Annotated in this window: 18 protein-coding genes; 6 read left to right on the top strand and 12 right to left on the bottom strand. The window is 64.6% G+C overall.

Translation table 11 applies throughout. The features are described from left to right. Positions 1–33: 33 nt before the first annotated feature. Genes ACX5I4_RS09920 through glnT form a run of 5 tightly spaced genes read right to left on the bottom strand, consistent with a single transcriptional unit; the run spans position 34 to position 5,561 of the window. A complete protein-coding gene (locus ACX5I4_RS09920) occupies positions 34–1,185 on the bottom strand; it encodes an FAD-dependent oxidoreductase (RefSeq protein ID WP_461836500.1) in 1,152 nt (383 codons plus the stop codon). Then, positions 1,185–2,555, bottom strand: a complete 1,371-nt coding sequence (locus ACX5I4_RS09915) for an FMN-binding glutamate synthase family protein (RefSeq protein WP_461836499.1) — start codon at positions 2,553–2,555, stop codon at positions 1,185–1,187. Before ACX5I4_RS09915 ends, ACX5I4_RS09920 begins: the two co-directional genes overlap by 1 nt. A gap of 11 nt (positions 2,556–2,566) precedes the next feature. Continuing rightward, entirely contained in the window at positions 2,567–3,277 is a 711-nt protein-coding gene (locus ACX5I4_RS09910) for a GltB/FmdC/FwdC-like GXGXG domain-containing protein (protein WP_461836498.1), read from the bottom strand. Further along, entirely contained in the window at positions 3,265–4,173 is a 909-nt protein-coding gene (locus ACX5I4_RS09905) for a class II glutamine amidotransferase domain-containing protein (protein WP_461836497.1), read from the bottom strand. The genes ACX5I4_RS09910 and ACX5I4_RS09905 overlap by 13 nt, the downstream gene beginning before the upstream one ends. A 29-nt stretch (positions 4,174–4,202) precedes the next feature. Next, positions 4,203–5,561 (bottom strand): type III glutamate--ammonia ligase, encoded by a 1,359-nt coding sequence (gene glnT, locus ACX5I4_RS09900; protein ID WP_461836496.1) that lies wholly within the window; start codon positions 5,559–5,561, stop codon positions 4,203–4,205. A 298-nt stretch (positions 5,562–5,859) separates the two neighbouring features. Here glnT and ACX5I4_RS09895 point away from each other — a divergent pair, with 298 nt between their 5' ends. Further along, positions 5,860–7,149 (top strand): ammonium transporter, encoded by a 1,290-nt coding sequence (locus ACX5I4_RS09895; RefSeq protein ID WP_461836495.1) that lies wholly within the window; start codon positions 5,860–5,862, stop codon positions 7,147–7,149. Here the strand turns inward: ACX5I4_RS09895 and ACX5I4_RS09890 are convergent. The 5 genes from ACX5I4_RS09890 to ACX5I4_RS09870 form a co-directional block, all read right to left on the bottom strand. Next, complete coding sequence (locus ACX5I4_RS09890; RefSeq protein ID WP_461836494.1) at positions 7,146–7,358, bottom strand: hypothetical protein; 213 nt, start codon at positions 7,356–7,358, stop codon at positions 7,146–7,148. The two genes, ACX5I4_RS09895 and ACX5I4_RS09890, sit on opposite strands and share 4 nt — an antisense overlap. 152 nt (positions 7,359–7,510) lie before the next feature. Then, a complete protein-coding gene (gene acs, locus ACX5I4_RS09885; RefSeq protein ID WP_461836493.1) occupies positions 7,511–9,637 on the bottom strand; it encodes an acetate--CoA ligase in 2,127 nt (708 codons plus the stop codon). A 57-nt stretch (positions 9,638–9,694) separates the two neighbouring features. Beyond that, positions 9,695–10,654, bottom strand: a complete 960-nt coding sequence (locus tag ACX5I4_RS09880; RefSeq protein ID WP_461836492.1) for a 2-hydroxyacid dehydrogenase — start codon at positions 10,652–10,654, stop codon at positions 9,695–9,697. Beyond that, entirely contained in the window at positions 10,651–11,850 is a 1,200-nt protein-coding gene (locus tag ACX5I4_RS09875; RefSeq protein ID WP_461836491.1) for a pyridoxal phosphate-dependent aminotransferase, read from the bottom strand. The genes ACX5I4_RS09880 and ACX5I4_RS09875 overlap by 4 nt, the downstream gene beginning before the upstream one ends. Positions 11,851–12,156: 306 nt before the next feature. Continuing rightward, a complete protein-coding gene (locus tag ACX5I4_RS09870) occupies positions 12,157–12,390 on the bottom strand; it encodes a hypothetical protein (RefSeq protein WP_459343156.1) in 234 nt (77 codons plus the stop codon). Here ACX5I4_RS09870 and ACX5I4_RS09865 point away from each other — a divergent pair. Together ACX5I4_RS09865 and ACX5I4_RS09860 are read left to right on the top strand one after the other, a co-directional pair. After that, the gene (locus tag ACX5I4_RS09865) at positions 12,340–12,852 is read left to right on the top strand and encodes an FCD domain-containing protein (protein ID WP_461836490.1); all 513 of its coding nucleotides are present in this window, start codon (positions 12,340–12,342) and stop codon (positions 12,850–12,852) included. The two genes, ACX5I4_RS09870 and ACX5I4_RS09865, sit on opposite strands and share 51 nt — an antisense overlap. Before the next feature lies 1 nt (position 12,853). Next, entirely contained in the window at positions 12,854–13,591 is a 738-nt protein-coding gene (locus tag ACX5I4_RS09860) for a cache domain-containing protein (RefSeq protein WP_461836489.1), read from the top strand. Between the two features lie 81 nt (positions 13,592–13,672). Here ACX5I4_RS09860 and ACX5I4_RS09855 read toward each other — a convergent pair whose 3' ends face one another. Further along, positions 13,673–14,374: a FadR/GntR family transcriptional regulator gene (locus ACX5I4_RS09855; RefSeq protein WP_461836488.1), complete on the bottom strand. Its 702-nt coding sequence runs from the start codon at positions 14,372–14,374 to the stop codon at positions 13,673–13,675. A gap of 241 nt (positions 14,375–14,615) precedes the next feature. On the opposite strand from ACX5I4_RS09855, the gene ACX5I4_RS09850 reads away from it, so the two are divergent. Genes ACX5I4_RS09850 through ACX5I4_RS09840 form a run of 3 tightly spaced genes read left to right on the top strand, consistent with a single transcriptional unit; the run spans position 14,616 to position 18,015 of the window. Further along, positions 14,616–15,935 (top strand): MFS transporter, encoded by a 1,320-nt coding sequence (locus ACX5I4_RS09850; protein ID WP_461836487.1) that lies wholly within the window; start codon positions 14,616–14,618, stop codon positions 15,933–15,935. After that, positions 15,932–17,227, top strand: coding sequence for a CaiB/BaiF CoA transferase family protein (locus tag ACX5I4_RS09845; protein WP_461836486.1), 1,296 nt, complete (start codon positions 15,932–15,934; stop codon positions 17,225–17,227). The genes ACX5I4_RS09850 and ACX5I4_RS09845 overlap by 4 nt, the downstream gene beginning before the upstream one ends. Then, positions 17,224–18,015, top strand: a complete 792-nt coding sequence (locus ACX5I4_RS09840) for an enoyl-CoA hydratase/isomerase family protein (RefSeq protein ID WP_461836485.1) — start codon at positions 17,224–17,226, stop codon at positions 18,013–18,015. The genes ACX5I4_RS09845 and ACX5I4_RS09840 overlap by 4 nt, the downstream gene beginning before the upstream one ends. Positions 18,016–18,228: 213 nt before the next feature. On the opposite strand, the gene ACX5I4_RS09835 is transcribed toward ACX5I4_RS09840, so the two are convergent. Further along, positions 18,229–18,696: an MBL fold metallo-hydrolase gene (locus ACX5I4_RS09835; protein WP_461836484.1), complete on the bottom strand. Its 468-nt coding sequence runs from the start codon at positions 18,694–18,696 to the stop codon at positions 18,229–18,231. Positions 18,697–18,812 lie beyond the last annotated feature (116 nt).

Here is an 18,812-nt window from a genome sequence, read left to right as displayed (position 1 = left end):
AGGTCACTGGGCTCGTCCCGTTCCTGTAGAAGGTTAGTTACTGAACAGTTCAGTCGGCGCCGATTTGGCGGTCGCCTGACGGAATCGGGCGGGGACATCCCCCGCGGTAGCCACGTCGGCAGCCCACCGCCCGATCAGTGGCGCGAATTTCGCGCCGTGCCCTGAGCAAGGAGACACGATGGTGAGGCCGCCGGTCCGGTCGATGACGAAGTCCTCGTTCGGGGTATTGGTGAACAGGCAGGTCGTTTCGGCGTACGGCTCGGGATCCAGGCCAGGCAAGTACTTCCGGACGTAATCCACGACCCGCCTCCGGTTCGCCGGGTCCACGAGGCCGGTTTGGGCAGCCGCCGAGGGGATGAATTTGCCGCCGTTGTATTCGGCGACTTTCTGTCCGGCGAAGCCGGCGTCCCGTCCTCCGGGCAGCCCGTATGTCTGGATGTCCGCACTCTTATGGATGAACGTGGGCCATGGACCGCCGTCGGAGCGGTAGCGGAAATGGTAGGCCTGTTCCTGCCGGACGGTGAACTCCGGCAGCCTGGCCAGGAACCCGGTGGGAAGGGACAATTGTCCCAGCAGTGACGGCAGCCAGCCGCCGGCGCTGATGACGACGTTGCCGGCGTCGAGCGTCTCCCACCCGTCGGAAACCACACGGTAGCCGGATCCCCGCTTCTCCACGCGCGAGACGTTCCATCCGGTCAGCAGCCTGGCGCCGTGCTTCACGGCCTGTCCGATCATGGCGTTGACTGCACTCTCGGCGTCGATCACGCCTGCACCGGGGTGCCAGAGCACGGCGGTGTCGAAGGCGATGTGTGGCCAGCGCTCCCGCGCTTTGGCGGCGCTGAGGAGTTCGTGCTCGACGCCGGCCTCCGCGAGGATCCGGGCCAGGTGCTCCGGTTGCCGCTCGGGGCCGTAGTCGACCGCCCCGCAAGGGGTGATGAGTTCCAGCCCGCTGGCCCGGTCCAGTTCGTCCCACAAGGCCTTGGACTCCAGAACCGCCCGGGTGTAGAACTCATCCGGGTAGGCGTAGCGGAAGATCCGGGCGGACCCATGGGAACTGCCGTCGTGGCTGGCCGGCTGCGTGCGTTCCAGGATCGTCACGTCGTGGCCGCGCAAGGCCAACTGCCAGGCCGTGGCGGCGCCGGCCAGGCCGGCGCCGACCACGACGTATTCAGAGGACTCCGGCATTATTTCGCTCCGGGAATCCAGTTGGTTCCGGCCAGGGGCACGCGTGCCATGGCGGAGGCTTCGATGGTGAGTGCCACGAGGTCTTCGGGTTCGAGGTTGTGCAGGTGGGATTTGCCGCAGGCCCGGGCGATGGTCTGCGCTTCCATGGTCAGGACACGCAGGTAGTTGGCCAGGCGCCGCCCACCGGCCACCGGGTCCAGCCGCGAGGAGAGTTCGGGATCCTGCGTGGTGATGCCGGCGGGGTCGCGTCCGTCCTGGAAGTCGTCGTAGAACCCTGCAGCGGATCCCAGGGCGGCGTATTCGGCGGCGTAGCGGGGGTCGTTGTCCCCCAGCGCAATCAGCGCGGCGGTGCCGATCGCGACGGCGTCCGCGCCCAGGGCCATGGCCTTGGCGACGTCGGCTCCGGTGCGGATGCCGCCGGAAACAATCAACTGGACCTTGCGGTGCAGGCCCAGTTCCTGCAGCGCCTGGACCGCCTGCGGGATGGCGGCCAGGGTCGGGATCCCGACGTTTTCGATGAAGACCTGCTGCGTGGCGGCGGTGCCGCCCTGCATTCCGTCGACGACGACGACGTCGGCTCCGGCCTTAACCGCCAGGGCGGTGTCATAGTACGGGCGGGAAGCACCGATCTTGACGTAGATCGGCGTCTTCCAGTCGGTGATCTCGCGGAGTTCGCCGATCTTGATTTCCAGGTCGTCCGGCCCGGTCCAGTCCGGGTGACGGCTGGCGGAGCGCTGGTCGATACCCACCGGCAGGGTACGCATACCGGCGACCCGCTCGGTGATCTTCTGGCCCAGCAGCATGCCTCCCCCGCCGGGCTTCGCGCCCTGGCCGAGCACGATCTCGATCGCGTCGGCTTTGCGAAGGTCGTCCGGGTTCATGCCGTACCGGGAGGGCAGGTACTGGTAAACGAGGTGCTTGGACTGGCCGCGCTCCTCGGGCGTCATGCCGCCGTCGCCCGTGGTTGTGGAGGTTCCCACCTCGCTGGCGCCGCGTCCCAGGGCCTCCTTGGCGTTGGCGGACAGCGCGCCGAAGCTCATCCCGGCGATGGTGACCGGGGTCTGCAGGTGCAGCGGCCGGGAGGCGTGCCGGTCGCCAAGGACGACGTCGGTGTCGCACCTTTCGCGGTAGCCCTCCAGCGGGTAGCGGGACATCGAGGCGCCGAGGAAGAGCAGGTCATCGAAGTGCGGGACCTTGCGCTTGGCGCCCCAACCGCGGATGTCGTAGACACCGGTTGCGGCGGCCCGCTGGATGTCGGCGATGGTTGCGCGGTCGAAGGTGGCGGATTCGCGCAGGCCAAGCTCCTCCGTGCGCTGGGCGGGGATGCTTGGGGCGGGGACTGTGTCCTGGGGCGGTGAGGTGATGGTCATGGGGGTGTCCTTTAGTACGACGTCGAGTTGTGGACGCTGAAGTGGTAGAGGTTGCGTGCCGAGCCGTAGCGTTTGAAGTCCTCGGGGTTGTCGGTGCGCCCGGCGGCGGCGAGCAGCCCTTCGAGTTCCTCAAGGTGTTCGATGTTCATCGGCTTTTCGATGCAGTCCGCGCCCAGGGAAGTGACGGTTCCCTTGACGTAGATCCGGGCTTCGTAGATGGAGTCACCGAGCGCTTCGCCGGCGTCTCCGCAGACCACCAGCCGACCGGCCTGGGCCATGAACGCGGACATGTGGCCGATGTTCCCGCCGACGACGATGTCCACGCCCTTCATCGAGATCCCGCAGCGGGCCCCGGCGTTGCCGTCAATGACCACGAGCCCGCCATGTCCGGTGGCCGCCGCCGATTGGGAGGCGTCTCCTCGCACGTGCACCGTTCCGGACATGATGTTCTCCGCAAGTCCGACGCCGGCATTGCCGCTGATGGTCACGGTGCCCGTTTTGTGCATCCCGGCGGCGTAGTAGCCGGCGTGGCCCTTGATGGTGACGCTGATGTCGGCGTCGATTCCGACGGCGAGGCTGTGCTTGCCGCCGGGGTTGGCGACGGTCCAGGACTGGCCGTCGGCGGCCTCATGCAGGGCTCGGTTGAGGTCCCGGACCGGGCTGTCGGCCAGGTCAATTGTGGTTGTTGGGGTTGTTGTTTCGGGGGCTGTCAGAGTGACCATGTGTAGACCTTTCCGGGTTCCGGTTCAAAGATGCGGGCTGTTTCGATGCCGGGCAGGGCTGCCAGGGCACGGTATTCGGACGCCATGGCCACGTAGTCGCCGGTTTCGGCGATGATGGCGGGCTTGCAGGCGATCGGGTCCCGGACCACGGCCATGCTGTCCGCGGTAGTGACCACCAGGGTGTAGAAGCCGTCGAAGACTTTTCCGAGGTTGGTGAGTGCCGTTTCCAGATCGTCGCCCTGCTGCAGGCGTGAGGCAATGTAGCGGGCGCCGACTTCGGTATCGTTGTCGGAGTCGAACACGACCCCTTCGCGTTTGAGCTCCCGGCGGATGGTGGCGTGGTTGGAGAAGGACCCGTTGTGGACCAGGCACAGGTCGTCTGCCACTGAGAAGGGGTGGGACCCGCCGGCCGTGACGGCGGACTCGGTGGCCATGCGGGTGTGGGACAGACCCTGGCTACCGGCCATGGCCTCCAGTCCGTGCTCGGCGGCGATGTGCATCGGGTGGCCAACGCTCTTCATGACGGCCACGTGCTCGCCGCGGCCGATGATGGTGGAACTTGGGAGGGTTTCGCGCACGGCCTTCACCAGCAAATCGGTGCCGACGGCGGCGCTCACCAGGGTGGTGTCGCCGACCACCCTGACGTCCGGGGCCGCGGACGCCGACAGCAGGTTCTCCAGTGACGCGGTGATGTCGTCGAGCGGCAGGCCTTGGTCTTTGCCGAGGAGGCTGAGGGTGGAGGTGCCTTTGGAAACGAGGCCAGGGGTGTCGTAGACGGCCAGGCCGGCGGAGTCCGGTCCGCGGTCCACGATCTGGCACATCATGGAGGACAGGAGACTGCCCATTTCGGGATGCAGCGAGGGGTTGCGCAGCTGCAGCGCGGCAATTCCGCACATTGGTGTGTCCTTTGCTAGGTGGAGGGATATCAGATCGAGGTCAGGTACGTGCGGATTTCCCAGTCACTGACCTGGTTATGCCAGCTCAGGAACTCTTCTTCCTTGGCGTCGGCGTAGTACTCGCCGATCGCCACATCGCCGCTCAGGCTCGAGAGCATCACCGGGTCCCGGCGCAGTGCCTCGACGGCGTGCAGGAGCGTTGCAGGCAAAAGGTGGGCACCCTTGCGCGCTTCGCCGGGTCCGGACGGTGCGCCGGGGTCGGTACGGTTCGTGACGCCGTCGAGCCCTGCTTCGATGGCCGTGGCGATGGCCAGGTACGGGTTGGCGGAGCCGTCGCCGGAACGGAGCTCGATCCGTTTTTCGTCAGGGACCCGGATCATGTGGGTGCGGTCATTGCCCCCGAACGAGGCCTTGCGCGGTGACCAGGTTGCTCCGGAGGAACTGGTGGTGGCGCCCGATCGCTTGTAGGAGTTGACCGTCGGGGCAAGGAACGCCTGAAGGGCAGGCGCATGATCCAGGATCCCCCCGATGAACGAATAGGCGAGGTCGGAAAGCCCAAGTCCCCTGCCGCCGTCGTCCGAACCATCGTCCTCACCGGGGAACAGCGCGTGACCGCCGGACCACAGCGACAGGTGGAAGTGCAGGCCGGTGCCGGTCCGGTCGGTGAACGGCTTGGGCATGAACGTGGCGGTCATGCCGCGCTGTTCGGCAAGGATGTTCAGGATGTAGCGCAGGGTGACCACGCGGTCGGCCGTGGTGAGGGCGTCCGCATAATTGAAGTTCTGTTCAAACTGCCCGGCGGCGTCCTCGTGATCGTTCGCGTAATTGCCCCACCCTAAGCCGTTCATCGCTTCGGAGATGGACGTCAGGTGCTCGTACATGCGGGTGACGCCGCGGGCGTCATAGCAGGGACGCGGCGAATCATCGCGGACGTCGGCAGTGCTGAGGGAGCCATCGGGGTTCTTGTTGACCAGGAAGTACTCCACTTCGGCGCCAACCTTGGCCTGCATGCCCTTCCCGGCCAGGCGGGCCAAGGTGTTCTTCAGGATGACCCTCGGGGCGTAGGGCCACGGCTTCTCGTCAACATGCGGATCGCAGTGGATGATCGCCAGGCCCTCCTTGATGAATGGGACGGGCGTGAAGGATGCGAGGTCCGGAACGGCGATGAGGTCCGAATCCTGCGGCTTCTGGCCGATCAGACCGGCCGCGTACCCGGCAAATCCCATCGCACCAGCCTCGAGCTCGTCCGCGGCTTCGACCGGGACCAGCTTGGCGCAGGGCTTGCCGGTCATGTCCACGAAGGTGGCCAGCAGGAAGCGCACGTCATGGGCCTTCGCGATGTCCGCGAGGGAAATCTGTCCGGCCTGGGCCGGGGTCTCGGTCGGCACTGGGCTTTCAGTTGATACTTCAGGGGTTGCGACACTTGTCATCGGAACTGTCCTGTTCAATTGGTGTTACCTAAGGGGAAACGCTGTTGAACTACAGTAGTCAAAGTGATGTTACAGCCGTGCGCTCGGAACGTTAAATCCTCATGTCGCGATCCGCCGTCGATTGCAACGGAAATGTAACGCAAGCGAAACCCGCAATCGTTCACTGTCATGAATCATGGTTTCATCTCACGGTTACTTCGTGCGCAGCCTTGCGCCTATCGCCGTCAGACCCCAACCCCTTTCTGATTGGAGTTCCATGAATTCTGGAGATACCGCCTGGATCCTCGCCGCAAGCGCATTGTTGTGCATCATGATTCCGGGCCTTGCCCTGTTCTACGGCGGCATGGTCGGATCGCGAAGGATCCTGAACATGATGATGATGTGCTTCGGCGGAATGAGCATCGTCGCAGTGCTTTGGGCCGTATTCGGCTACTCGATGGTCTTCGGCAACTCCGTCGGCGGTGCCGGCCTCATCGGCAACATCACGGAATACTTCGGCATGGAGCAATTGCTGGCCGAGGACCCGAACGCCGCCATACCTGCCGCCCTGTTCGCCGCCTTCCAACTGTTCTTCGCCGGAATCACGACGGCGATCATCGCCGGAGCGGCGGCCGGACGAATGAAATTCGGTGCGTGGATGACCTTCGCCGCCCTGTGGGCAACCCTTGTCTACTTCCCTGTCGCGCACTGGGTATTCGCCTTCACCTCGGCGGATGGCTCAGTGACCGGCGGCTGGATCGTGAACAACCTCAAAGCCATCGACTTCGCAGGCGGAACGGCCGTTCACATGAACGCCGGAATCGCCGCCCTCGCACTCGCACTTGTCCTCGGACGCAGCGCCGGCTGGCCCAAGAGCGAACACACCAAACCCCACAGCAGGCCGCTGGTACTGGTCGGCGCCGGACTCCTGTGGGCCGGATGGTTCGGCTTCAACGCAGGCTCGGCGCTCACGGCCGGGCAGTCAGCCTCCGTGGTGTTCCTGAATACCGCCGTCGCCGCTTGTGCGGGTCTCCTGGCGTGGGCGCTGGTGGAACGCATTCGGCTCGGCAGCGCCAGCAGCATGGGCGCCGCTTCCGGCTTGATCTCGGCCCTTGTCGCCATCACTCCCGCGTGCGGCGCCGTCAGCCCGCTCGGTGCCCTCGCCATCGGTTTGATCGCAGGTGCCGTCTGCTCCCTGGCGATTGAACTGAAGTTCCGACTGGGCTTCGACGATTCACTCGACGTCGTCGGCGTCCACCTGGTCGGCGGCATCCTCGGAACGTTGCTCATCGGGTTCTTCGCCACGGACGCCGCCCCGAACAAGGTCAACGGGTTGCTCTATGGCGGAGGTTTCGGCCTGCTCGGCATCCAGACAATCGCAACCCTGGCCGTGCTGGGCTACTCCTTCATCGTCACCTGGGTCATTGCCAAGGTCCTCAACATCACGATGGGCCTGCGTATCCACGAGGCAGATGAACTACGCGGCATCGACATCGCGGCCCACTCGGAAGCCGCCTACCTCAGCGACGAAGAACCCGTCGAACTCGGCTCCCCGCACCGACGCTAGTCCAAGCTGGACGGGCTACGACCTGCGCGGCCATGAGTGAAGATCGCCCCGCAACTGTGGTCCACGCAAGCGTTGTAGTAGGTAGCGAAGCAGGCTTCGGCACGTAGCTCGGAAGCCGGGGCGCCCCGGAGCGATCCGGCCGCGCCCACGGCAAATCCGGCGCGATCGACGCCGTCGCCGCCGCCCGGACCGTCCTGGGGAATGGCCACGACCGAACTTGTCAGCCCCAGGTCCGAGGGCCTCAGGGAAGCACTGCGGATCCTCCTGGCCGCCGGCGCCTGGGTGTGCTGAACTCTCCCGCTGCGGCCTAATGGCAGTATTCATGTTACATATGTGCGATTCAGCAGGGGCGGCCTACCGGTTACGCGCCGCTTGTTAGCTGCATATGAGGATTCCTTCCGCTCAAGCTAGATGGGGTTTGAGGTTCGTAGATAGAGCTGGCTTGTTTCGGAAGCTCCGTAATGATCCGCTGCATGATGGTGGGGTCGGAGAGGGTGGTGGCGTCGCCTACTTCGCGGCCTTCCGCGACGTCCTTGAGGAGGCGGCGCATGATTTTCCCGGAGCGGGTCTTGGGCTGTTCGGGGACCACCAGGATGTGCTTTGGTTTGGCGATGGGGCCGATTTCCTTGCCGACGTGGTTGCGGAGTTCGGCGACGGTGGCGTCGCCGCTGTCCTGTCCCGACGGGGCGGACTCGCGCAGGATCACGAACGCGACCACGGACTGGCCGGTGGTCTCGTCGGCGGCCCCGACGACGGCGGCCTCGGCGACGGCGGGGTGGGAGACGAGGGCGGATTCGATTTCGGTGGTCGAGAGCCGGTGCCCGGAGACGTTCATGACGTCATCCACCCGGCCCAGCAGCCAGATATCGCCGTCTTCGTCCTTTTTGGCGCCGTCGCCGGTGAAGTACATGCCTTCGAAGCGGGACCAATAGGTGTCCTTGAACCGTTCGGGGTCTCCCCAGATGCCGCGGAGCATCGCGGGCCAGGGTTCGCGGACCACGAGGTAGCCGCCGTGCCCGTCCGGGACGGACTCGCCGGCCTCGTCCACGACGTCGATCGCGATGCCCGGCAGCGGGACCTGCGCCGAGCCCGGCTTGGTGGCCGTGACGCCGGGCAGCGGGGCGATCATCTGGGCGCCGGTTTCGGTCTGCCACCACGTGTCCACGATCGGGGCAGGGTTCTCCTTCTTCTCGCCGTTCTTCCCGGCGTTGGAGCCGATGACGTCCCGGTACCACATCCAGGCCTCGGGGTTAATGGGCTCACCCACCGAACCGAGGACCCGGATCGAGGACAGATCGTACTTGGCCGGGATCTCCCGGCCCCACTTCATGAACGTCCGGATCGCCGTGGGTGCCGTGTAGAGGATGGAGACCTTGTACTTCTCCACGATTTCCCACCAGCGGCCCTGGTGCGGGGAATCCGGGGTGCCTTCGTACATGACCTGGGTGGCGCCGTTGACCAGCGGGGCGTAGGCGACGTACGAGTGGCCGGTGACCCATCCGACGTCGGCGGTGCACCAGAACACATCCGTCTCCGGGTGCAGGTCGAAGACCGCCTTGTGCGTGTACGCGGTCTGGGTCAGGTACCCGCCGGTGGTGTGCAGGATGCCCTTGGGCTTGCCCGTGGTCCCGGAGGTGTACAGGATGAACAAAGGGTGCTCGGAGTCATGCCCGACGGCGGTGTGCTCGCCCGAGGCGGCGCCGACGGTGTCCTCCCACCACTGGTCCCTGCCCTCGTGCCAGTCCACCGGCTGGCCGTTGCGCTTGACCACCACGACGTTCCGGACCGAATGTCCCTCTTTGGACAGGGCCTGGTCCACGGCGGGCTTGAGCGGGCTGGGCTTGCCGCGCCGGTAGGTGCCGTCCGCGGTGACCACAAGCTTGGCCTCGGCGTCATCGATCCGGGAGCGCAGGGCGTCGGCCGAGAAGCCGCCGAATACCACGGAGTGCACGGCGCCGATCCGGGCGCAGGCCAGCATCGTGATCACGGCCTCGGGGATCATGGGCAGGTACACGGCAACGCGGTCGCCCTTGGCCACGCCGAGGGACTCGAAGGCGTTCGCTGCCTTCTTGACCTCCTCGGTCAGCTGCGCGTAGGTGTAGGAGCGCGTATCGCCGGGTTCGCCCTCGAAATGGATCGCCACACGGTCCCCGAGCCCGTTCGCGACGTGCCGGTCCAAGGCGTTGTAGGCCGCGTTGACCTTGCCGCCGACGAACCACTTGGCGAACGGCGGGTTGGACCAGTCCAGGGCCTGGCCGAAGTCCGTGTCCCAGTCCAGGAGCTCGCGGGCTTGCTTGGCCCAGAACGCGGGGAGGTCCGCATTTGCTTCCGCGTAGGCTTCGGCGCCGACTATTGCGTTGGCGGCAAATTCCGCGGTGGGCGCGAATTTCCGGTTCTCGTGGAGAAGGTTTTCGAGGGCATCGCCGTTGCTTGTCCCGTCAGGTGCGGGTGCAGCGGTGGTCGTCGATCCATTGGCGTCCTGGGACATGTGAACCTCATCATTCATCGATCTGAAAAACTTTGGCAGGCTGGGCTTTCATTGCCGCTAGTTGATCGGTGCGGGCGGTTGTTCGCCGCTGAGCACGGCGAGGGCGTTGTCGGCGGCGAGCATCGCCATCGCGGTGCGCGTCTCCACCGTGGCGGAGCCCAGATGCGGCACTAGCACCACGTTCTCCAGGTCCAGCAATTCGGGATGGACCTGGGGCTCGCGCTCGAAGACGTCCAGCCCGGCGCCGGCGATGACGCCGTCGCGGAGCGCGGCAGCAAGCGCCGCTTCGTCGATGATCGGTCCGCGCGCGGTGTTGACGAGGTACGCCGAGTTCTTCATCGCCGCGAGTTGTTCCGCGCCGATCAGACGATGCGTGGCAGGTCCGTAGGGGCAGTGCAGCGAAACGACATCGGACACGGTCAGCAACTCGTCGAGATCGACCCGCCGGGCGCCCAGTTCCGCTGCGATCGCCGGATCGAGCTCACTGCGCGACTGGTAGACGACGTCCATGCCGAAGGCCTTGGCCCGGCGCGCGGTCGCCTGGCCGATGCCGCCCATACCGACGACGCCGAGGGTCTTGCCTTGCAGGCTGGACCCGAGCAGGAAGAACATCCCCCACTTCCAGGCCTGGCCGGAGCGAATGAGCCTCTCCCCCTCGCCGAGCCGGCGGGTCGCCATGAGGACGAGGCCCATGGCAATGTCGGCGGTTGCCTCCGTGAGCACCCCCGGCGTGTTGGTGGCCACGATGCCCCGTTCCGTACAGGCGGGGACGTCGATGTTGTCATACCCCACGGCCACGTTCGCGACGACCTTGAGCTGCGGGCCGGCGGCGTCGAGCAGCTCGGCGTCGATGCGTTCGGTGAGCAGGCTCACCACGGCGTCTGCCCCGGCCACCCGGTGCAGGAGCTCCTCGCGGCCGATCGACTCCGAACCCGTCCATGCATCGACGTCGTGCTCGGCGCGAAGCTTCTCGATTGCGGTTTCGGGTATGCGTCCCGTGACGACTACCCGGCTCATGCCGTCTCGATCCACTCGCGCAGGCGACCGAGACCGTCGTTGATGTCCGCTACCTCGATGCCCGAGTAGGCGAGCCGGATGTACTGCCGCTCTTCACCGGGGAGGCGACGGCCGAAGTGCTCACGCGTGCAGAAGGAGACGCCGGTCTTGTACAGGGCATCGGTGGCGAAGTCTCCGACTGCTGTGTATCCCATGCGTTCCATTGCGTCGGTGACATCAGGGAATAGGCAGAACGTCGACTGCGGCACGGCGACATGCATGCCCGGGACGGAGTTCACGAGCTCGCATGCAGTGTCCCGACGCTTCTGCAGGACGTCAAGCATCTGCTGCACGGATTCCTGGGGGCCGCGGAGCGCTTCGACGCCGGCCCACTGCACGTAGTGCGTCGTGCACGACTCGTCGTTGGTGTTCAGCGTGCTGAGCACCTTGGCGATCTCGAGCGGTGCGACTGCGCAGCCGAGGCGTGAGCCGGTCATCGCGAACTTCTTGCTGAATGTGTACAGGATGACGGTGCGCTCGGCCATGCCCGGAAGACATGCGATCGAGCTGGAGACCCCCTCGTAGCGGGTCTCGAAGTAGGCCTCGTCGGAGAGCACCCACAGGTCGTTTTCTATCGCGAACTGTGCGATGGCCTCCCGCTCGGCCGCCGTCGACTCCGCCGAGATCGGATTCTGGAGGTCGTTGTAGATGATGGCGACGGTGTTCGGAGTGATCGATGAGCGCACCTGGTCGAGGTCGATCGAGAAGCCCGTGCTCGTGGGCAGGTAGCGGTACGGCACGGCCGTGCCGCCAAGGTACTCGATCTGCGATTCGTAGATCGGGAAGCCGGGGTTCGGGTAGAGCACGTCCTGGCCAGGGTTCATGACCGCCTGCAGGAACTTCGTGATGACCGGCTTCCCGCCGGTCATCACCACCACGTTGTCGGGCGAGAACTCGATGCCACGGCGCGAGCCGATGTCCTCGGCCAGTGCTTCACGCAGCTGCGGGATACCCGGGCCCGGGCAGTAGCCCGTGTAGCCGTCCGCGATCGCCCTGTTCATTGCTTCCACGATGTTCCCGGCCGTCGGGATGTTGATGTCACCAAGATGGAAGGGGAACACACGGTTCCCCTCTGCCTTCCAGGCGGCCGCGGCCTGGGCGACGCTGAAGGCGGTCTCGGTGCCCAGACGCGCGAGCCGGTGCGCGAGTTGCTGCATGCTGTTCACTCCTCGTTGAGTTGGGAAAAAGATATACGGAAGAATCGAGCCTGGAGCGGGGCGCTGCTGACCTGCGGACCTAGTAGGACCGGCAACATTGGCTTCCGTGGTCGTGTGGGCTGGAAATTGAACCTTCCATCACCCAAAGGACCTCGCACGGTCATTCCGGGTTACGAATGAGTCAGCGTTCTGTTTGGCCATCGCTTCTGGAGTCAGAACGGGCTTTGGGCCGTCTTCAGTTGGCTTGAGTATGCCCGTCCCGATCCAGCGAAAATCACAGAATCCGTTCCCGGGATCGGATGGTCCTCATGGAAGGCTCGGCGTTCCGGCGGCTGCCGCTGCCGCGATTGCCTCGTCGGAAACCTCGATCCGGAAGCCGCAGGTTGCGTCGCCGCGTGTCTTCAGCGTCTCCCAGCGCACCACCGTGCCGGGAAGGTACGTGTTATACAGCGTGGTGTGTAGCTCTACGTCGTAGAGGTAGCCGAACTTTTGGCCCTCAGTTCCGAACAGATCGACCTTACCGACACGCAACTGCAGCATAAGCTCAAGGAGACGAGCACCGAAGCCCTCAGGGATCTGGGAGATTTGGGGGCCGCTATCGCGTCAATGTCTGCCCGGCTTGCGGCCAGCCGCGCAGATCCGCAAAACATTGAGGATCTGGAAAGCCTGGCAAAGCGCCACCGGGATACCGTCGATGAACGTGCCCGTCGCCGAATGGACAGCCGCTTCCACGTGGCCGTCAGCATCGCCGCACAGTCAAGCAGACTGACCTCGGCCGCGCTTCAACTCGAAGCCGAGCTCATGACGCTTTGGTGGGGCATCCCGGTTCACTCCGGGAGCCAGAACTCACTGGTGAAACAGCACATGGCAATCGTCGATGCGATCAGGGGCAGGGACGCCGACGCCGCGGCCCACGCAGCTGAGCACCACAGCAGAAGCGAGATGGAATATTTGATAGAACAACACCTCGGGCTGACGATGCGGGCAGAGGAAGGTGCGTGACATGGAGCCAGTGATGGAAGCCCTCGAGGGGACCGCCGGCACGCTCTCCTCCAGCATCAACGGCCTGTTCACCGATCTGGAAAACATCGCAGACTCTGTTACGGCCGCAGCTAAAGCCGCGCCCGGAGAACTGCGCCGCAGCGAGTTCCTCTTCCTCAAAGAAGAGCTGGCGGACTTCATCAAAAAGAACTCGGACCTCATCAACGGCGCCGGGATCGCCTTTGCCCCTGGCAGCCTCCCCGAGGCTCCGCATTGGCTGGAATGGTGGAGGGGCCAACCCAAGGGCGACCCCCGCTTCGTCACCCACGACCTCAACCCGGACTCGCTGAACTACTACGACTACACAACCCGCGAATGGTTTACTCTCCCCGTCTCCACGGGACGGTCTGTGGCAGTCGGCCCCTACGTTGACCTCGGCGGCATCAACGTCAACATCATCACCCTCTGTGTTCTAGCTCCGACCCCACAGGGCGTCCACGTCCTCGGATGTGATCTGACCCTCGCGAAGCTTGAGAGAGTCTTTCTCCGGACGCTTCAACTTCGCGAACCTGCGGTCGTCCTGCTTGGACCCAACGGCAGGGTCATCGCCTCCAACAACGCCCGTATCGCCACCGGCACCCTCCTCCTGGCGGAGGACCTGGGACGAGTCGAGGCATCACTTGACGTCACCGCCGGCCATCCCAGCCGCCTTCCCTGGAAGTTGATCAGCCTTCACAATAAGGCCCACATTCCGACGTAGCCCGGCACCGCCAGAGGACTGTTCAGCCGTTACCTGCCAACGCGCCAAAACGTCCGAACCTGGAGTGCCCGCGGATGATCGCTACCTGAGTAGATCGACGTCGGAGACAAGCTCGATGTGCGTAAGCATCGCTTCCGCTGCGGCTTCGGGGTCCTGGGCACGGATCGCATCCGCTATCTTGCGGTGGGAAGCGAGTGATTGCTCGGGCCGCCCCGGCTGTCCCAGGGACTCTAGACGTGTTTCGAGGATCATCTCGGCGATGAAAGTCATCAGCTGGGCCATCACCGATGAATGGGCCGCAGCCGTGACAGCCTGGTGGAATAGTTCGTCGCCGTGCAGGCCTTTGCCTCCCTTGGCGATCTCATCAGCCATCACCTGCAGCGCCGAGTCGATTGCCTCCATCTCTGCATCGGTGCGCCTGACCGCGGCGAGTCCGGCGAGTTTCACTTCGAGGGTGCTTCGGGCTTCGACGATCTCGGGAAGCCTGCTTCTGTGTTCCCTCAGGCTTCTGATCACGGTGGCGATGCTGGGCCGGTAGACGAGGACGGCGCCGGTGCCGTGCTGCACATCGATGACGCCCAGAACCTCCAGTGCCACCAGTGCCTGGACCAGCGTGGCCCTCGACACTCCGAGCCGCTCCGCCAGATCCCGCTCGGCGGGCAGCAAATCACCCGGACCAAGCTGGGCAGACTCAATATAGCCAAGGAGCTGCGTCACGAGCTGTTCGTACAGGCGGGGCCGGGAAACACGCGCCAACGGATCAGATTGTGCAGTCTCGCGCACTCATACCTCCTCACATAGTCCTCTGAGTAATAAGAATACACGGAGGAGCATTGACAAGGTGACTCACTGTACTAGAGGCTAGTCCAGTGCTAGGGTAATCAACATCACATCGGATTTCCCGCCCCGGGCGGCCCCAGCGGCCCTCCAACGGTGAACTCGATAAATTCCCTAAGACGCAAAGCCACAACCCCAATACCCCCACCGGGCACCACGCCCGGAACATCAGACCAATGGAGCGACGATGACTGTTCAGCAAGTGACCCGGGAGCAGGCCGTACGGCGTGCCACCGTGGCCAGCGTGGTTGGAACAACTATTGAGTGGTACGACTTTTTCCTCTACGGAACTGCGGCGGCCCTTGTTTTTCCGCAGCTGTTCTTTCCAGGCCAATCTGCCTTTGCCGGCATTCTGGCGGCCTTCGGCACCCAGTTTGTCGGCTTCGTGGCACGTCCGGTGGGAGCTGCGATCTTCGGCCACTACGGTGACCGCATAGGCCGTAAGACCACGCTGATGGCAACCCTGTTCCTGATGGCCTTCGGCACGGTACTGATCGGACTCCTTCCCACGTATCAGAGCATCGGCGTCGCCGCTCCCATCGTGCTGGTGCTGCTGCGGATTATCCAGGGCATCGGCGTCGGCGGGGAATGGGGAGGATCCGTTCTGCTCAGCATGGAATGGGGAAACCAGAAGAGACGGGGCTTGTCCGCCAGTTGGCCGCAGATGGGCGTGCCGCTTGGCCTTGTTCTGTCCACGGGAGTTGTGCGCCTCACCTCCGGCGTCACGGGCGCGGAAGGATTCGCCGCTTTCGGTTGGAGGATTCCCTTCATCCTCAGCATTGTGCTGATCGGCGTCGGCATGTTCGTGAGGCTGCGCGTCGTCGAGAGCCCGGAATTTGAGGCCGTCCGCGCATCGAACAAGGTGGTCAAGAGCCCGATCCTGGAGGCCATCAGACGCCAGCCGAAGCAGATCCTGCTTTCGGCCCTGCTGCGGACTTCCGAACAGGCGCCGTTCTACCTGTTCATCACCTTCGTGCTCACGTATGCCGTCAAGCAGCTGAAGCTCAACAGCAACTCCATTTTGGATGACACCCTCATCGCGGCCGCACTGGGACTGATCAGCATCCCCCTGTTCGGGCGGCTCTCGGACCGCTTCGGCCGCCGCCGGGTGTACGGGACCGGCATCATCCTGACCGCGTTGTTCGCCTTCCCCTACTTCGGCCTGCTCAACACCGGCAATGCCCTTCTGGTTGGAATTGCCGTCGTCGTGAGCCTGGTTCTCCACGATATGCAGTACGGACCGCAGGCAGCATTGATTGCCGAAAGCTTCGATCCGGATATCCGCTACACGGGTGCCGGCATGGGCTACCAGCTCGCCAGCGTGGTCGCCGGCGGCCCGGCGCCACTGATTGCCGCCGCCCTTCTGGAGCACTACGGGGATTCCACGGCCATCTCGATCTACATCATCATCTGCACCATCGTCAGCATGGCCGCCCTGATCCTGCTGCCCAAGGCCGCACACGCCCTGGCCGCCACGACCCCGAAAGCCGTAGGAAACCCCGTATGAGCATCCAAGAAGAAAGCGTCCAGGACACGAGTGCCCGCAGTGGCGGTCTTCAGGAACCAGCACCGGACCTGAGCCCCCTTGTTGCTCCCTCCGAGGAGGTGTCCGGCGGAGCCTTGCAGGACCTGTTGGTGCTGGACCTGACCCGGATACTCTCGGGCCCCTTCGCCACCATGACCCTGGCGGACCTGGGCGCCGACGTGATCAAAATCGAGCAGCCCGGCCAAGGCGATGACACCCGCCAGTGGGGCCCGCCCTTCCAAGGCGAAGAAGCTGCCTACTTCCTTTCCGTCAACCGCAACAAGCGCAGCCTGGCCGTTGACCTGAAGTCAGCCGAAGGCCTGGCCGCCGTGCGCCAACTGGCGCTGAAGGCGGACGTGCTCGTAGAGAATTTCCGGCCCGGAACCGCGGCCCGCCTTGGCCTGGGTTACGAGGACCTATCCAAGGAGAATCCCGGCCTTGTTTACGCGTCCATCAGCGGCTACGGACAGACCGGCCCGGATGCCCTGCGTGCCGGATACGACGCGATTGCCCAGGCCCGGAGCGGCATCATGAGCGTGACCGGCGAAGCGGACGGTCCGCCGGTCAGGGTCGGCGTCAGCAGCGCCGATCTGGTCGCCGGCATGTGGGCCACCATCGGCGTCCTGGCCGCGCTGCACGAGAAAAAGCGCACCGGGCGGGGCCAATGGGTTGACATCAGCCTGCTCGACGGCTCCGTTTCCTGGCTGACGTACGTTTCCAGCGGGTACTTTGCCAGCGGCGAAACACCGAAACGCTACGGCTCGGCGCACCCCACCATCGCCCCATACCAGGCATTTGCCACCGCCGACGGGTTCGTCATGGTCGCCGTGGGAAACGACAGAATGTGGAGGAGCCTCACTTCCGCCCTGAACCGCGCAGATCTGGCGGCCGACGAGCGGTTCGTGAGCAACCCGTCCAGGGTCGCGCACCGCACCACCCTCATCCCCCTTCTCGAGGAGATCATGCTCACCAGGACCACCGACGAATGGGTACGTGCCCTGGACCTGGCCGGCGTACCCGTCGGCCCCATCCAGACCGTCGACCAGGCCCTCAAAGACCCCCAGGTCATCGCCAGGGGCATGGTGGCAGAACTGCAGCACCCCACCGTCGGGGCGCTGAAAATGGTCGGCTGTCCGGTCCGGCTCACCCGCACCCCCGCCTCCATCAGGACCGCCCCGCCCCTGCTGGGCCAGCACACTGATGACATCCTGTCCGGACTTGGCTTCAGTACAAACCGCATAGCCTCCCTGCGCGAAGCCGGTGAAGTCCAATGACCTCACCGAGCCCGGCCGGCCTGGACACCATGACCCTCGACGACTCCGGATCCGTCGCGACCCTGACCATCGGAACAGGCCAACGCTTCAACGCCCTCGGACAGCAGGAATGGGAGACCCTGGAACACGCAGCCATCTCATTGGCTGAACACGAGGCGCTCAGAGCCGTCGTCATCCGCGGCCGAGGAGGCGTGTTCTGTTCCGGCTCAGACCTCAGGGAATGGGAAGGGGCCTCCCCCGACGCCGTCAGCGCCAGCTTCGCCGGCATGGAAGCGGCTCTTCAGGCCATCGAGGACCTTCCCGTCCCGACTGTGGCCGCCATTGAAGGCTTCGCGACTGGGGCAGGATGCCAACTCGCCCTGGCCTGCGACCTTCAACTCATGAACCACTCCGCCAAAATCGGCATGCCCATAGCCCGACTCGGCCTCCTGGTGCCGGCGACCTTCGCCAACAGGATGTCTCTGCGGATCGGCCCGTCGAGGACCAAAGACCTGCTCTACGGAGGACGGCTGCTCACCGCCCAGCAAGCCAACGAAATCGGCCTCATCACCACAGTGATAGCCGACGACGACGTCGACGCGGCACTAAGAGAACTCCTCACCCGCTGGGAAGGCCTTTCGGCCGCATCATTGCGGGCATCCAAAGCCGCAGTGGACCTCGGGCTCAGCCCGCTCGCGCACCCCGCCCGGCACGCACCACAAGGCCCTGCCTCCGACCCACAGGAATTCGCCTGGCGAGTGAACTCCTTCCTCCACCGCCACAGCCACGGCCACGGCCAGCGACGCTAGACAGGAACGCCCAGGGGAGCCATCCGGACCGGCGCCGTTTCGTGACGTGATCCAAATCCGGGTCTATCAGGCTTCCCGAAGGCGAATAGGTCAGCGCTGGAGATTCCCCTTTTGGCCCCTCGGTGTTGACGAACCTTGGTATCGAAGGGCCGGCCATAACAACGACTGGTGCCATGGGCCAATCGCCCGGTGCTCACTTACACTCGGACGCAATCATCGGTCCGCTAGCGGTATCCAGTTCCCGTGCTCAGCTATGTGCAGTCGTTGGGAAAGCCCTGCTTCGAAGAAGGCGTGCTCAATGTCGGCGCGACCTTCGGAGAAGTGAGCCCAGCCATCATAGTGAGCGGGCACCACAATTCTTGCCCCGAGAATGGCGGCTGCAGCTGCTGCACCTCTGCTGTCGAGGGATAACGGGCGACCGCTGAATTTAGTGGAGACCCGTGCAGCACCAGCAAAGAGCACTGCGACGTCGATGCCATCGAACTTGCGTGAAAATTGCGCCACTGCGTCTAGCGAGGCATTGTCGCCGCTGACATAGATCGTGGGTAGCCGCTCTCCTGAAAGCACGAAACCTGTTACTTCACAGTTGATGTTGCCGTCCCCGTCGCGCTCTCCGTCCTGAGGTCCATGGACGGCGGGAACCGCACTTAGCGGCCCAGCCGAAAATTTCTGAATCCCCACACGCGGAAACGCATTGCGTCAGAGGTTCCGAAGGGACCCAATATCAATATTTGGGCTAGTGTCGGGGAACCCACGGAGCCGTATCCTCAGACCCCATGACGGGCTGGACATGGCCG

It is taken from the genome of Arthrobacter sp. MMS24-S77, assembly GCF_054888235.1.
Note: the sequence above shows the minus strand (reverse complement) of the source record. Positions and strands in the feature narration are given on the sequence as shown.

Coding starts and splice junctions, on each gene's coding strand:
- ACX5I4_RS09850 (WP_461836487.1), top strand. CDS start 14,616: ATGACTGTTCAGCAAGTGACCCGGGAGCAGGCCGTACGGCGTGCCACC.
- ACX5I4_RS09875 (WP_461836491.1), bottom strand. CDS start 11,850: ATGCAGCAACTCGCGCACCGGCTCGCGCGTCTGGGCACCGAGACCGCC.
- ACX5I4_RS09880 (WP_461836492.1), bottom strand. CDS start 10,654: ATGAGCCGGGTAGTCGTCACGGGACGCATACCCGAAACCGCAATCGAG.
- ACX5I4_RS09860 (WP_461836489.1), top strand. CDS start 12,854: ATGGAGCCAGTGATGGAAGCCCTCGAGGGGACCGCCGGCACGCTCTCC.
- ACX5I4_RS09905 (WP_461836497.1), bottom strand. CDS start 4,173: ATGTGCGGAATTGCCGCGCTGCAGCTGCGCAACCCCTCGCTGCATCCC.
- ACX5I4_RS09910 (WP_461836498.1), bottom strand. CDS start 3,277: ATGGTCACTCTGACAGCCCCCGAAACAACAACCCCAACAACCACAATT.
- ACX5I4_RS09840 (WP_461836485.1), top strand. CDS start 17,224: ATGACCTCACCGAGCCCGGCCGGCCTGGACACCATGACCCTCGACGAC.
- ACX5I4_RS09845 (WP_461836486.1), top strand. CDS start 15,932: ATGAGCATCCAAGAAGAAAGCGTCCAGGACACGAGTGCCCGCAGTGGC.
- ACX5I4_RS09895 (WP_461836495.1), top strand. CDS start 5,860: ATGAATTCTGGAGATACCGCCTGGATCCTCGCCGCAAGCGCATTGTTG.
- ACX5I4_RS09920 (WP_461836500.1), bottom strand. CDS start 1,185: ATGCCGGAGTCCTCTGAATACGTCGTGGTCGGCGCCGGCCTGGCCGGC.
- ACX5I4_RS09870 (WP_459343156.1), bottom strand. CDS start 12,390: ATGCTGCAGTTGCGTGTCGGTAAGGTCGATCTGTTCGGAACTGAGGGC.
- ACX5I4_RS09915 (WP_461836499.1), bottom strand. CDS start 2,555: ATGACCATCACCTCACCGCCCCAGGACACAGTCCCCGCCCCAAGCATC.
- acs (WP_461836493.1), bottom strand. CDS start 9,637: ATGTCCCAGGACGCCAATGGATCGACGACCACCGCTGCACCCGCACCT.